Raw genomic sequence first — 13,827 nt, forward strand, 5'->3', positions numbered from 1 at the left:
GCGTTCCCGAGCAGGATACTCTGAATAATGGCCGCTCCCGCGAGGTTCCAGCTCATGGCGCCAATCAAAATTGGTTACTATTGGAAATGGTTTGCGTTCCCAAGCATCATGCTCACGATAGTATTAAGTCCAAAAGACTTATTTACTTTTGTTGAGAATAAGTCTTTGGATCTCTTTTATGTATTCTTTATTTTTTGTTGCTAAAAAAAAGACTCCTGAAGCACCGTTGTAGCCATATATAGATTTAGCTCTACTACCATCATAATAGGAAATACTTTCAATATTTTCGCTATTTAATTTTGAAACCAATGGGCTATATTCAGGATTTTTATTTAAATCTAACAGTATCGTTTTTCCTTTTGCATACTGCAATGAAAATAAAATTTTTACAGCGCATATTTCTGCGGGTAAATTGTTTTGTGTTGCTCTCGCGAAACCACAAGGAATTGGTAATGGCACTTCAGAAGTATGATACATGCTATCTTTTTTTATTTTTTCTTGGATGAGTTGTAACTGTATTGCTTTTGAATTAGCATTTGTATATAATTTTTTCCATGCTGTATTCGGGCCTGTTAAAGCACAAGTGTCTACCACTTTTGTTTGTGCAGCACTACCGATAGCGTATAAAATCAATGCTGTATAAATACATTGTCGTATTCGATGAACTATATTTTGACTGTAGGATATTCTTTGCTTAACAAGCATATAGGAGAAAATTACCGGACTATTAGTATTGATGCGAACTACAAATAAGGGATTTTTATAATTCAATACCTAATTATTTTTGGCTCATACGAATCTAATATTTTGTAATTGACCAAATACATGCTCTCACAATACATTTGGTTATTGCTTAAAATTGGCTGAAATTTGCCTTTAGTATTACTGAAACGCAGATTATAACCGGATTCTATCATGCAGTTAGCTCCTTCATTCCCGTTGCAAAGTATTGTCAGGCATTATTTGATTCTTTCAAATGAGGCTGGCGCGCATCTGGATTTCCGGATGTTTTCGGACGGGAGCCCTGGGATTGTCTTTCACCGCAAAAAACCTTTGCTACAGCAAAACGAAACCGAGCAGCATACACGACAACCGGAATCGTTTGCCTACGGACAGATCACGCTCTTTACCACTTTATCGGCTACTGCTGCTGTAGACATGCTCATTGTCGTTTTACAGCCCGGTGCTGTATTCCGGTTGTTTGGAATTCCGGCTTTCGAGCTCAACGACCTGACAGTACCTTTTACAGTCCTTACCGGAAATGCCGGGCATGTGCTGATGGAGCAGGTACAACAGCAGTCGGATAGTATAGCAGCGATCAAAGCTATTGAAGCATTTCTTTTAAGCCGTTTGCATCAGGATACCTACGATGGGCAGTTGATCGACACGACTTTACAACAGATATACACCGAAAAAGGGCAAAGTACGGTAGCCACGCTACTCAAGGCTATTCCGGTTACTGAAAGGCAGTTGGAGCGCAAATTCCGGCAGCATATCGGGTTGAGTCCTAAGAAGTTTGCCGATATTATACGTTTTCAGCATTTCCTTAAAAACCTACGGCAATGTGCCGCTACGGTAAGCCTTTCCGAACTCAGTTTTACCTCCGGGTATTACGACCAGTCGCACCTGAACAACAGCTTCAAAAAATTCACGGGGCTAACGCCAGGGCAATATCAGGCAGATGTACAGCAGCTGGCGGTGAACTTCCTATTGCTCCGCTAAATCATTTTGTCGGTTTTTTCCAATTTTAAAAATAGATTTTTGGTCAACTTCGCAGTTCAATTACTAAGCGGAATGACATGAAAAATTTAAAAGTAGCTACGGCACAATTTGAAAACCGGAATAATGACAAAGTCTATAACCTGAGTTGCATCGAAACGTTATCCCGGGATGCGGCAGCTGCGGGAGCCGATGTGATCCTTTTTCACGAATGTTCTGTTACAGGGTATACTTTTGCCCGTCACCTGAGCCGCGAGGCACTGTTGGAGGTGGCAGAGTTTATTCCCGATGGGCCAAGTGTCCAGGCATTGATTGCGATTGCGGCCAAATACCAGATTACCATTTTAGCCGGATTATTTGAAAAAGACACCGATGGAAAACTCTATAAAGCCCATGTCTGTGTAGATCAAACCGGGCTCCTGGGCAAGCATCGCAAGCTACATCCCTTCATCCATCCCAATATTTTACCGGGAAATAGCTATACCGTCTTTGAGATCCAGGGCTGGAAATGTGGGATACTGATATGTTATGATACTAATATTATTGAAAATGTCCGGGCTACGGTTTTACTCGGTGCCCAGATTATATTCATGCCCCATGTTACGATGTGTACGCCTTCGACCAGGCCCGGTGCCGGATTTGTCGATCCCGGATTGTGGCTGGACAAAGTGGCGAATGCCGTACAGGTGCGTGCGGAATTTGATGGGCCCAAAGGCAGGGAATGGCTGATGAAGTGGCTGCCGGCGCGGGCGTATGACAATGCGATCTATGCCATTTTTGCCAATCCGATAGGAATGGACGACGACCAACTCAAAAATGGCTGCTCGATGATCCTCGATCCGTATGGGAATATTATTGCCGAATGCCGGGAATTGGAAGACGCCTTTACGATGGCCGAACTGGAACCTGAAAATTTAGTACATGCCGGAGGATATCGGTACAAGGCTGCCCGGAGGCCGGAGTTGTATGGAGACATTATCGGCGCGCCACATGAAAGTGTGCAAAAGGTGGTATGGTTAACATAACCCGTAGGTCTGTTGCACTGCAACAGACTTACGGGTTATTCCGCGGTCAGGTACATGTCAAATGTGGCTCCTTCGTTGGGAATTCCGGTGGCGGTAATAATACCATTGTGGTTGCCTACAATCTTTTTGACAATGGCCAGGCCGATGCCTGTACCTTCATAGGCGGTTCTTTCGTGGAGGCGTTGGAACAATTCAAATATTTTGGTGCTATATTGCTGCTCAAAGCCAATCCCATTATCGGAAACCCTGATATGGCAATATTTTTTATCCGGCACTAATCCTATATTCGGAGCGTCGTAACCCTGGATGATAGTGCTTCCTATGGTAATGACCAAGGGGCGTTCCGGTGCCGAAAATTTGATGGCATTTGTAATCAGGTTATAAAATAACTGGTGGATCTGGAAAGGGATCACGTGGCAATCACACATGGAATCGGCAATTATCGTTACATCACTTTCCTGCAATCCTTCTTCCTGCAGGTCTTTTTTGACTTGCAGCAAGGTCTGGCTGAGGTTGGTTAATTCAAACTTACGGTCTGCGGTACTGGTACGCGAATAGGACAGGAGGTCATCAATGAGGGACTGCATGCGGTGTGCGGCATTCTGCATGCGTTTAAAAAAGTCCTTTCCGTTATCCGACAGGTTTTTCAATTCCCGCTCCATGATCATACTCGAAAAGAACTGTATTTTCCGTAGTGGTTCCTGCAGGTCATGGCTGGTGATATAGGCAAATGATTTGAGTTCCTCATTCATCTTTTGCAGCGAGGCATTGTTTTCTGTCAGTTTTTTGGTCCGTTCCCGTACTTCTTTTTCTAAGGTTTCGGTGATCGCTTTTTCCTGAAACAACTGTTTTTTGCCCGTCCGGATGGTTTCGATAGCATCCAGGTGAAAGGAGATCAGTTCTGCAAACAGGTTGAACATTTCCAGGATGGCGGTACTGCTTAAATCATGTGGCTTGGGATCAATTGCACAAAGGGTTCCAAAGAAAGCACCACTCTTGCGGTATACCGGAACCGAAATATAACTTTGAAGCCCATATTTCAGCGGAGTGTGATGATTCTGGTACAAGGCATCTTCATTGACATTATCAATCACAACCGCTTGGCGGGATTCCCGGATTTCGTGGCATATCGTGGTTTCTACTTCCAACTCATCGCCGGGTTTTAGGCCAAAGCCTATGGTATCATTCACACTGCACGTAATCCAACGGGTTTCAGTTACCCGCGCCAGGGCAGCAAAGCCCATACCGGTATTTTTACAAATTACATCCAATAAAGAAGATATAATCGGGATTTGCCCTACATCAGCAATATCTTCGGCAAAATCCATATCAACGATCATATAGTATATTTTATCTGGTCTTAAATGTAACCTTTATAAACGTAGCAAAGTTAAGAATTTGTAACTAAGAATTATCGGAAAATTTAAAAGACAATGAGTAAAAGGTAAAAGGGGAGAAGTGAGCCGTAAAAGGTTAGCAGTAAGAGTAAAAGGGATAAGGGAGCAGTAAGAGGGATCAGTAAAAAGTAAAAAGTAAAAAGTAAAAAGTAAAAAGTAAAAAGTAAAAAGTAATAAGTAAAAAGAGAGCGGGAAGAAATAAGCGATTAAAGGCTCATGCAGGTGATGGGCTTAAAAATAAGATTGGAGCGGCTGGTATTTTTTAACATTTAGCCGTAAAAACCGATGGAAGATAGGAGAAGCAGGCTCCTGTTTTTATAAACGGAATCATGCCTGCAGTCTTATTGTAGCTGGATTTTGACGTGTTGATATTTAGTTATTTATGGGATGCTACACTTTTGCAAAAGCTCCTCTAAAGTTAAAAACCCTAATGTAACATTTTTGTGACTTATAGGGGTAGACCCTAAGGGAATGCGGGTAGTACCTTTGTCACGATGGAATTGGTTGTTCCATCACCGGTATCATCCCTTACAGAAACAACATTGCTATGAAAAAGAATATCCTTTATGTTATGACCCTGTTATTGCTCAGTAGCCTGGTGGTGCGCAGTGGGAACATGCTGCATATTGATTTCCTGATGCGTATGGACCGGCAGATTAAATTGAAGGTTGCTGATTTTTTTGCGCCTTCCATATCATTAACCAAAACTGATGCTACACGTTCCGGAGCCGGGACGATTAATGCAGCGGTTAGGGGACAAGAATATAACGCTACCATCGTTTTTGAATATTGGAATACCACTACTCCGCAACAGGTGGTAACGACTACAATGCCTATCACCGGCCTTGAAAAAGGGACGTATAGCGTAAGGGCTACCATGACGGGTGAGGTAGTAGAGCAGGCCGAAGCAATCATTACGATTGCCAACTACGATCAGCCCGTACAACTTTCTGAAATATAGCGATTGCCTTACGGGGCAATGTGATTTTATATACATCGCTTAAAGTCCTGCGATTCCTTTTTTGATTTAACTACTGCAGTTGCGTATTTATGGTCATAAACTGCAAAGGATTAGGATTTTGGCTGTTCTATCCGGTTTTTTGGGTACAATTATACCTTCAAATGCGATAAGTATTGCCACGCCTTCTACGTCTCTTGTCACGTTCTCTTTGCTTCTTGTCACGTTGCCTACAGTTCCGGTCGCGTTATCTAAGAATAAGGGTTCTTGGGCCATAGTATAGGAGGAAAGCGGGATGTTGTTCGTATAAAATTTTTAGGGGAATGGGCTGCAACTACGATACAAATGCCTAAAAAGACTATTTTAGCTCCCTAACTCTTTATAGCCCTAAAAATGATATCCTACAAAAATTGTGGTACCCTGCTGTTGCTGCTGGCACTAAGCCTTAGCGCCCATGCACAACAAACTAAAAAGGCAGCCAAAAAAGCGGTCCAACCTCAAACTACAATTACAATTGCACATTCCGATAGCCTGTATGAGGAAATTTTTAAAGCCGATAGCCTGCTGTTTCAAGCTTTTAATACTTGTGATACGGTTACTTACAAAAAATATTTTACCGAAGACCTGGAATTTTACCATGACCTGGGTGGCCTGACGGTAGGGCTGGATAACGAACTAAAATCGATACACGAAATGTGTGCACGGGGCAACCATATCCGTAGGGAGCTGGTCAAAAGCAGCCTTGAAGTCTATCCCCTAAAGAATTTTGGTGCGGTCGAAATAGGCGTACATAATTTTTACCATACCAATCCGGGTGATACCGAAAAGCCAAGCGGAACCTATAAGTTTGTACAGGTCTGGCAGAAAAAAGACGGCCAATGGAAAATTACCCGGATCATCAGCTACGGGCATGATAGTATGAAAAATGATTAACCAGAAGTTGTAGCCAAGCATATCCCTACAGGCTGTCCCTAAGCAGGATAGTGTTATAGGTTGTTATCGCTGCTGCTTTAATTGCTAATGACAAGAAGATGTTTAAACGAATAATTGTATTGCTGCTTTGCCTGTTTTCGGTACAGGCTTTCTGCCAATCGGAATTGGAGGGGATTAAGAAAGAAGTGAAAAACCTGCAAGGAACTCTTGCTGTAGGGAACTATTGGGACTATATTTATACCAGTGACCAGCAAAATAATGGGGAGGGTACTGTTCTTCATGATCCCAAAGTAGATGTGCTCAATCTATACCGGGTTACACTGATGATCGATAGGTTTGGTTATCCTACGATGGCAGCGTATAACTATCCGATTAATATGGTACCCTGGCTGGTGTGGACTCATTGCCCGGCTACCGCATTAAAACAATATACATTTCCTATCATTTTAAAAGGGAAGGAACTCGGGCAGCTTCCGGAAGGTTTCTTTCCCAATTATTTCGTGGGCGGATTCCTGCTGAATGCTTACGGGCAGGATATGGAATTCGACCAAAGTTTTGGCGAAGGCACCGCATCCATCATTGCGACTGCACTACAGCATTTTGAAAAGACCGCTGGGAAAATAGATTCCCAAAAGGTAGCAGCAAAAGCAACAGCTTATCTCGTAGAATCCCAATTATCCATTCAAAAAGAATTAGGACAGTGGCGTATGGTCCAATTGGATAATACGACCTATTTTAAAATAGTACAACTCCAAAACAACAATTGGTACCTGAGCATTAAGGGGGAGCATACCGAACCGGTATTGCATCGGGTACTACCGGATTTAAAACGAATGCAGTTTAAACCTTCGGAGGGCTTTGGCCTGTTTTATTTTGAAATTACAGGAGCAAAACTACAACTTTGCAATGCCCAGGGGAAGGTGATCAAAACCTCGTTATAGGAACAACCGGAATATCAGGAATAGTTTGCTGTAATTTATTTTTGTCAAGTATATTTTCGGCTCCCGCGAGCCTCTGGTTCGTGGTGGTAATCCAGGGATTGGTTTATCGTTCACGAACAGGAGGCATGCGACAGCAGAGGCAGGAACAGCTTAAATCAAAATGCCGTATGCCTCACAGAATGCCTGTGTCACATATTCATTGGAACAATAGACATAGCCATTATCGCAAAATTGGGTTCCCCAACTGTTCCGAATAATAAAATGGTCGTTGGTATACCCTACAATGGCAATAGCATGAGCACCTCTTACGGTTTCTTTATCATAGACGTCAAACCTGTTTTCTGCAGGCCATGACCTCCATTGGTTATCGGTGTCCACCATGGCAATAACAGGGCCCTGGCTTGAAATCCACATACGCAGGTAATCCACATTGCAGTCGTCATTGTTAATCACCCGGTAATAGCCTTTAATTTTCATCTGCGATGCCAAATCAGAAAATTCCGGTGTTTTGAATTTTACATTAAATTCTTCCGTGTCCAGCGGAAAGTCTTTGAGATGTACCGCACCATATTTTCGCAATACATCCAAAGCCGCTTTTAGGCAGACACCCGTATGGATATCGGCAGAAGTGGTGGCTGCGTCATCATCGGTTTCCTTAGCTGCCATCCAGGTAAGCCATGATGAAAGTTGGTCTTCTTTGGCGATTTTGTTTTGTTTTACCAGGTGCCAACGCAGCAATCCATGTGTTGAAGCCCAACCTACGCAGGCTGAGGTATCGAGTTGGTCGCCAATTTCCCACCAATCTTCACGCAGATCAAAAGTGTGTGGAAAATTCATGTTTACTAATCCTTCGGCAATAGCCTTATCGAGTGTCCAGTCGTTCTCTTTATCAAAAGAGGGGACACAATTTAAAATTCTATCGGTAATGCGACCTCCTGCTGGCATAACTATTTAGTTTTAAGTGATTTATATATGATGAATTTGTAGGTACATTTAGGCTTAGCTATTTTTTATGATGGCTAATAGGGCACAATTATAGTGATTTAATTAATAATTATGATAAATTCCTATTCAATTTTTAAAATTCATAGCAATTATTTGGGTAATTGGTGTAAAGTTGTGAAAATTGATAATAAATATGGTGCTATTGGAAGTAGTTTGCGCGTCACGAGCAGAATGCTCACGACAGCGCTGATCTAATTTTATATCTGAAAATCATTAAGCATAAAAAAACCGTCTAAAATTACTTTTAGACGGCTCTTCAACATTTTTAAAGCCTACTACAATGGCTGCAAAGAGGTTTACCCCCTGTACCAGACTGTCGATTAGCGCTCTCGATGTTGTTTCCTTCCGTACAACTGGTGTTGTTGTGATGGACACTTTGTTTCACGCTGTGAAACGGGTTTGTTTTTGCCATAATTACTGTTTTAGATTAAGTAACAATAGTAAAACACTTACAGTAGTAATCTTTACGGTTTTCCTTTATACGGCATATTATTTTTTGGTGCTTCCGCGAGCATCCTGCTCGTGGCGACAATCCAAGGACGTTTGATGGCAATTGGCAAATGTTCTCCGGTTTTTATATCTTGCTGCTTTGAAATAGTATGACAAATGCGGAAAATTAAATTATACATTGCCATCTCTCTGGATGGTTATATCGCCCGTCCTGATGGCGATTTGGATTGGTTAACAACATTTCCCAATCCCGAAGTTTCGGATTATGGTTACCAGGAATTTTATGATACGATCGACACCATTATCATGGGCGGTAAAACCCATCGTACCATTGTCGCTATGGCTATTCCCTGGCCTTATGAGGATAAAACCTCCTATATCGTAAGCCGTCAGCAGGGCGGAAGTAGCACACAACAGATCCGGATTTTAAATGACAATCCCATTCAAGCCATCACCCAATTAAAAGAACAGGAGGGAAAGGCCATTTGGTTAGTAGGCGGAGGCGAATTAGTAGCACTGCTTTTAAACCATGACCTGATTGATTCGATGATTATTACGACCATCCCGACACTATTAGGCAGTGGGATTCCGCTATTCCCAACGCCTATTAAAGGTTCGGACTGGAATGTTGTCCATACCCAATCCTATACCAATGGCGTGATGACAACGGAATATGAGATTAGTAAAAAATAGTGCAGTATAGTTTAGTAACACAATACCCGGCTCCCGCGAGCATCCTGCTCGTGGCGACAATGCAATGATGTTGTTATTGGAAGTGGTTTACGAGGTCAAGGGCAGGATGCTCGCGACAGCGGGGGGGGGTATTCGATTTGTTGATAAGTTAATACGCTTAATTCTTCTTGCATAGTTCACTAAGTATATCTTAATGTCTTGAAATATAACAGTTATTATAATTTTTTTATTTTGTTTTAAAACAAAATATTTCACACTTATCAACATTATTATAGTATTTACTATCCTATATTTGTAAACGGTTTACAACATGTAGACATTGTACACATTGAAAAGAATGAATAAAAAAACCATCCCGTAGGATGGTTATAAAATAAACTAACGCTTGCGTTCTAAAATAAGATACAGCATAGCTAAAAATAAAGCATACTCCATTTAATAAGGGAATTATGTTAATACTTGAAAAACTTCTGATGGCAGTCAGGAGTTTTTCCCTTTGTACTCTACTGCATTTCTGCAACTTCAAAGGTGGACATGCTAACTTAGCCTGCATTGAAAGTTAAGAAATAATCTTAATTTTAATCTATGAAACAAGTCCGCAAAATTTACGACAAGGCTTTTAAGGAAAAAGCCGTTGAATTGAGTTATGATAGAACAAATGTATCAGAACTTGCCAGGGAGTTAGGAATAACAGCCCCCCAGCTTTATAAATGGCGTAAAGAACTCCAGGAATTTGGAGAAGGAAGTTTTCCTGGAAAAGGAAATTTAAAACTAACTCCCGAGCAAGAAAAAATCCATGAACTGGAGAAAAAACTCAAAGATGCAGAGTTAGAACGTGACATATTAAAAAAAGCAATCGGCATTTTTTCCAAGAACGGTCGATGATTTATAGTTTCATTAAAAACAATGAACAGCTATTCCCGATTGAAAAAATGTGCAGAGTTCTACAAGTAAGCAATGGAAGTTATTACCGATGGAAAAAACAAATAAATACTGCAAGACAGCAACTAAAAAGCGCCATAAAAAAACAGATAGCATTGATTTATTTTCAAACCAAGCAACGATACGGGAGTCCTAGAATAACATTAGAACTTCGAAGCATTGGTTATAAAATTTCAAGAGTTACAGTTGCAAAGTATATGAAAGAACTTGGCTTGCGAAGTAAATTAAGCAAGAAGTTTAAAGTAACAACCAACTCTAGTCACAATTATTTAGTTGTCGAAAATGTATTAAACAGAGAGTTTACTGTAAAAATGCCATCAAAGGTTTGGGTTTCAGATATTACATACATCCAAACTAAAGAGGGATTTGTATACCTGACCACTATTATGGATTTATACGACAGAAAAATTATAGGCTGGAGTTTGAGCAACGCAATGAGCACTGAGCAAACGACACTTGGAGCTTGGAAAATGGCAATTAAAAACCGAGATCTTAAAAATGGTTTGATTTTTCATTCCGACAGAGGTGTCCAATATGCCAGTAAAAAGTTTGTAAATGTTCTTGATTCCTATAAAAAAATAACTCGCAGTATGAGCCGTAAAGGAAATTGCTGGGATAATGCTGTAGCCGAAAGTTTCTTCAAATCTTTGAAAACGGAATTGATTTATGGCAACAAACTCATTTCTAAAGAACAAATGAAACTGGAAATCTTTGAATACATTGAAATTTGGTACAACAGAAAAAGAAGGCATTCTGCTTTAAATTATGCAACTATTGAAGAATTCAACAATCAAATTAATTACAAAAATGTAGCTTAACTTACTGTGCAATTTTTGTTTGCATATCCAAGCTATATTTTCTATATTTATAAAATCGTAATCACTACTGTTTAGCTTCATATCAATATGAATTAGATTTTAAGAACTTCATCTTTCCATAAAAAATACAGATTTTTGATGCTTCCATCACTAATTGTTGGACTATTACTCATGCCATGAGTATCTTTTATGACATTTATTGCTATTTGTGTAAAGTATTGTTCACCAGGAAAATCCCCAATATATCCTGATCCTGTATAGCTTTTAAGATCATTAATTTTTTGATTTATAGTTTTTTCATCGTTTCCCATTAGTTTGTTTTTTGATTAGATTAACTAATATAGTTAATTAAAGCATTGGCAATGAAGTTCTAATTCTATTATTTTGAATCTTAGTAAAGGTGATAAATAACATTATAGTCCACATACTGATTTAATTAATAATATGAATTTGGGATGTTACTATTGGAAGTAGTGTACGGGTCACGAGCAGGATGCTCGCGAAAGTATATAAGGATAGCTGGGCTATTAAAATTATTAAGTGACATCGTAAATTCATCCTTAAGATCTTTTCTAAACTGCTCTTTTAAATATTTTTTTTTGTTTTCTTCATTAATTGTTTGATAGCCAAGATTCATTTCTGTTATGATTTCGCTTTCCAAATGTTCGATGAATTTTTGCATACCACCTGGTTGCGGAACACTTGAAATATCATTCATTATAGGATTCGGTGAAAGAATAAAAAGATACATTTTATAATATAAATCTGCAACAGTATGTATTTTGACTTTTACCCCACCGATTTTATTTGAATTATTTAAATAGGCATTGGACAAAATTTTAAGCCTTAAAATTTTGTTGATTAGTACGTCTCTATCAACTGTTTTAATAAAAAGATCACGATATTTTTTTAGTTGTTCAATATCTGGAGGGAACGGATCGTCAACTTTTATACCTCGAATAATTTTTGGTATGTCCGTAAAGACATCAAATAGTGCTCTATAATAACCTTTCAAGTAATCTAAGATTTCTAATATCTCTTCTAACTTTCCTAACCTTAACTGCTTTTTTAAGTTGTGCTTCGTCATCAATATAGTAATAATTGAAATTACAATTGCAAAAGTTGAAAATGCGAATGTTAGTGCTTTATTCCAATCTATAAGCATAAAACTGTTTTTAAAGTAAATGTATATATAAAAATAGATGCAAAAAAGAGAATAGTTTTATTCTCGATAATGTTATTAGTAGTTTTCCATCAATATTTTTTTTGTGACAATACGGAAAGCCGTAAGGAAAAGTAAAGGTCAATTATTATCATTGCTTAATTAACTTAAAATAAAAATTATGACAAGTTTTAAAAAGAGTGATTTAAAGTACGAAAATCAGTATGTATGGAAACGCGATAGCGGTGATGGTCCATATATAGGAAAAATTGATAGGGATAGATTAGATCGAAATGAAGGATATGAAGTTTTATACTTTGCAAATTCTAATTTATCATCAACTTCGACAGTTCGAGATCTGCATAAATTCGAAGATTTAATCCGTGAACTTCCTTCCAGAGAAGTGATGAAGGAGAATATAATTAAATATATTAGAGACAATTGGTAACAATGAAACAACCAAAACGTAATCAACCAATTTCACTAAATTATTACAATATTTAACTAAAAACTAAAAACATGAAGTTTATTACATTTAGGTCAGAGAATCAAATAGAGTATACTATTAATACTTTACAAATAACACATATTTATAAAAATGATTTTGGAAATGGTACCATTGGATATGCAAACAAAAATTGCACAGTAAGTTAAGCTACATTTTTGTAATTAATTTGATTGTTGAATTCTTCAATAGTTGCATAATTTAAAGCAGAATGCCTTCTTTTTCTGTTGTACCAAATTTCAATGTATTCAAAGATTTCCAGTTTCATTTGTTCTTTAGAAATGAGTTTGTTGCCATAAATCAATTCCGTTTTCAAAGATTTGAAGAAACTTTCGGCTACAGCATTATCCCAGCAATTTCCTTTACGGCTCATACTGCGAGTTATTTTTTTATAGGAATCAAGAACATTTACAAACTTTTTACTGGCATATTGGACACCTCTGTCGGAATGAAAAATCAAACCATTTTTAAGATCTCGGTTTTTAATTGCCATTTTCCAAGCTCCAAGTGTCGTTTGCTCAGTGCTCATTGCGTTGCTCAAACTCCAGCCTATAATTTTTCTGTCGTATAAATCCATAATAGTGGTCAGGTATACAAATCCCTCTTTAGTTTGGATGTATGTAATATCTGAAACCCAAACCTTTGATGGCATTTTTACAGTAAACTCTCTGTTTAATACATTTTCGACAACTAAATAATTGTGACTAGAGTTGGTTGTTACTTTAAACTTCTTGCTTAATTTACTTCGCAAGCCAAGTTCTTTCATATACTTTGCAACTGTAACTCTTGAAATTTTATAACCAATGCTTCGAAGTTCTAATGTTATTCTAGGACTCCCGTATCGTTGCTTGGTTTGAAAATAAATCAATGCTATCTGTTTTTTTATGGCGCTTTTAGTTGCTGTCTTGCAGTATTTATTTGTTTTTTCCATCGGTAATAACTTCCATTGCTTACTTGTAGAACTCTGCACATTTTTTCAATCGGGAATAGCTGTTCATTGTTTTTAATGAAACTATAAATCATCGACCGTTCTTGGAAAAAATGCCGATTGCTTTTTTTAATATGTCACGTTCTAACTCTGCATCTTTGAGTTTTTTCTCCAGTTCATGGATTTTTTCTTGCTCGGGAGTTAGTTTTAAATTTCCTTTTCCAGGAAAACTTCCTTCTCCAAATTCCTGGAGTTCTTTACGCCATTTATAAAGCTGGGGGCTGTTATTCCTAACTCCCTGGCAAGTTCTGATACATTTGTTCTATCATAACTCAATTCAACGGCTTTTTC

The 13,827-nt window shown here is 38.6% G+C and carries 16 protein-coding genes and 1 pseudogene; 8 read left to right on the plus strand and 9 right to left on the minus strand.

All coding sequences use genetic code 11. The features are described from left to right. Positions 1-138: 138 nt before the first annotated feature. Positions 139-771, minus strand: a complete 633-nt coding sequence (locus FK004_RS11885; protein ID WP_157956090.1) for a hypothetical protein — start codon at positions 769-771, stop codon at positions 139-141. Between the two features lie 144 nt (positions 772-915). Here FK004_RS11885 and FK004_RS11890 point away from each other — a divergent pair, with 144 nt between their 5' ends. Together FK004_RS11890 and FK004_RS11895 are read left to right on the plus strand one after the other, a co-directional pair. After that, complete coding sequence (locus FK004_RS11890; protein WP_108737448.1) at positions 916-1,722, plus strand: AraC family transcriptional regulator; 807 nt, start codon at positions 916-918, stop codon at positions 1,720-1,722. Between the two features lie 77 nt (positions 1,723-1,799). Further along, a complete protein-coding gene (locus tag FK004_RS11895) occupies positions 1,800-2,744 on the plus strand; it encodes a nitrilase family protein (RefSeq protein ID WP_108737449.1) in 945 nt (314 codons plus the stop codon). 35 nt (positions 2,745-2,779) lie between these two features. Here the strand turns inward: FK004_RS11895 and FK004_RS11900 are convergent, their stop codons facing one another. Beyond that, on the minus strand, positions 2,780-4,084 hold the full coding sequence (locus tag FK004_RS11900) for a GAF domain-containing sensor histidine kinase (protein ID WP_227871600.1): 1,305 nt from the start codon (positions 4,082-4,084) through the stop codon (positions 2,780-2,782). Between the two features lie 604 nt (positions 4,085-4,688). On the opposite strand from FK004_RS11900, the gene FK004_RS11905 reads away from it, so the two are divergent. Then, positions 4,689-5,102, plus strand: coding sequence for a hypothetical protein (locus FK004_RS11905; protein ID WP_108737450.1), 414 nt, complete (start codon positions 4,689-4,691; stop codon positions 5,100-5,102). A 93-nt stretch (positions 5,103-5,195) separates the two neighbouring features. Here FK004_RS11905 and FK004_RS11910 read toward each other — a convergent pair whose 3' ends face one another. Continuing rightward, positions 5,196-5,375, minus strand: coding sequence for a hypothetical protein (locus tag FK004_RS11910; protein ID WP_108737451.1), 180 nt, complete (start codon positions 5,373-5,375; stop codon positions 5,196-5,198). Positions 5,376-5,492: 117 nt separating this feature from the next. Here FK004_RS11910 and FK004_RS11915 point away from each other — a divergent pair, with 117 nt between their 5' ends. Both FK004_RS11915 and FK004_RS11920 read left to right on the plus strand, forming a co-directional pair. After that, a complete protein-coding gene (locus tag FK004_RS11915) occupies positions 5,493-6,032 on the plus strand; it encodes a nuclear transport factor 2 family protein (protein ID WP_108737452.1) in 540 nt (179 codons plus the stop codon). A 98-nt stretch (positions 6,033-6,130) separates the two neighbouring features. Next, entirely contained in the window at positions 6,131-6,973 is an 843-nt protein-coding gene (locus FK004_RS11920) for a hypothetical protein (RefSeq protein WP_108737453.1), read from the plus strand. A gap of 150 nt (positions 6,974-7,123) precedes the next feature. Here the strand turns inward: FK004_RS11920 and FK004_RS11925 are convergent, their stop codons facing one another. Then, on the minus strand, positions 7,124-7,918 hold the full coding sequence (locus FK004_RS11925; RefSeq protein ID WP_108737454.1) for a C1 family peptidase: 795 nt from the start codon (positions 7,916-7,918) through the stop codon (positions 7,124-7,126). A 666-nt stretch (positions 7,919-8,584) separates the two neighbouring features. On the opposite strand from FK004_RS11925, the gene FK004_RS11930 reads away from it, so the two are divergent. Together FK004_RS11930 and FK004_RS11935 are read left to right on the plus strand one after the other, a co-directional pair. Beyond that, positions 8,585-9,121, plus strand: a complete 537-nt coding sequence (locus FK004_RS11930; protein WP_108737455.1) for a dihydrofolate reductase family protein — start codon at positions 8,585-8,587, stop codon at positions 9,119-9,121. A 585-nt stretch (positions 9,122-9,706) separates the two neighbouring features. Then, positions 9,707-10,881, plus strand: a protein-coding gene (locus tag FK004_RS11935) for an IS3 family transposase (protein ID WP_420358875.1) whose coding sequence is annotated in 2 segments (ribosomal slippage) — positions 9,707-9,974 and positions 9,974-10,881 — 1,176 coding nt in all. Because the reading frame shifts where the segments join, the coding sequence is not laid out codon by codon here. A 92-nt stretch (positions 10,882-10,973) separates the two neighbouring features. Here FK004_RS11935 and FK004_RS11940 read toward each other — a convergent pair. Further along, positions 10,974-11,192 carry a hypothetical protein gene (locus tag FK004_RS11940; protein WP_108737456.1) on the minus strand — a complete coding sequence of 73 codons (219 nt, stop codon included), beginning with the start codon at positions 11,190-11,192 and terminating at the stop codon, positions 10,974-10,976. Between the two features lie 125 nt (positions 11,193-11,317). Beyond that, positions 11,318-12,046, minus strand: coding sequence for a hypothetical protein (locus FK004_RS11945; protein WP_108737457.1), 729 nt, complete (start codon positions 12,044-12,046; stop codon positions 11,318-11,320). Between the two features lie 178 nt (positions 12,047-12,224). On the opposite strand from FK004_RS11945, the gene FK004_RS11950 reads away from it, so the two are divergent. Continuing rightward, the gene (locus FK004_RS11950; protein WP_108737458.1) at positions 12,225-12,491 is read left to right on the plus strand and encodes a hypothetical protein; all 267 of its coding nucleotides are present in this window, start codon (positions 12,225-12,227) and stop codon (positions 12,489-12,491) included. Positions 12,492-12,693: 202 nt separating this feature from the next. On the opposite strand, the gene FK004_RS11955 is transcribed toward FK004_RS11950, so the two are convergent. The 3 genes and pseudogenes from FK004_RS11955 to FK004_RS19650 all read right to left on the minus strand — a co-directional run bounded on the left by FK004_RS11955 (position 12,694) and on the right by FK004_RS19650 (position 13,789). After that, entirely contained in the window at positions 12,694-13,518 is an 825-nt protein-coding gene (locus FK004_RS11955) for an IS3 family transposase (protein ID WP_262497647.1), read from the minus strand. Next, positions 13,506-13,571: pseudogene (locus FK004_RS19755) on the minus strand (hypothetical protein); the annotation flags it as partial. The gene FK004_RS11955 and the pseudogene FK004_RS19755, both read right to left, overlap by 13 nt. Beyond that, positions 13,568-13,789, minus strand: a complete 222-nt coding sequence (locus tag FK004_RS19650; RefSeq protein WP_337833474.1) for a transposase — start codon at positions 13,787-13,789, stop codon at positions 13,568-13,570. The gene FK004_RS19650 and the pseudogene FK004_RS19755, both read right to left, overlap by 4 nt. Positions 13,790-13,827: the final 38 nt, after the last annotated feature.

This window comes from Flavobacterium kingsejongi (genome assembly GCF_003076475.1).
Lineage (GTDB): Bacteria > Bacteroidota > Bacteroidia > Flavobacteriales > Flavobacteriaceae > Flavobacterium > Flavobacterium kingsejongi.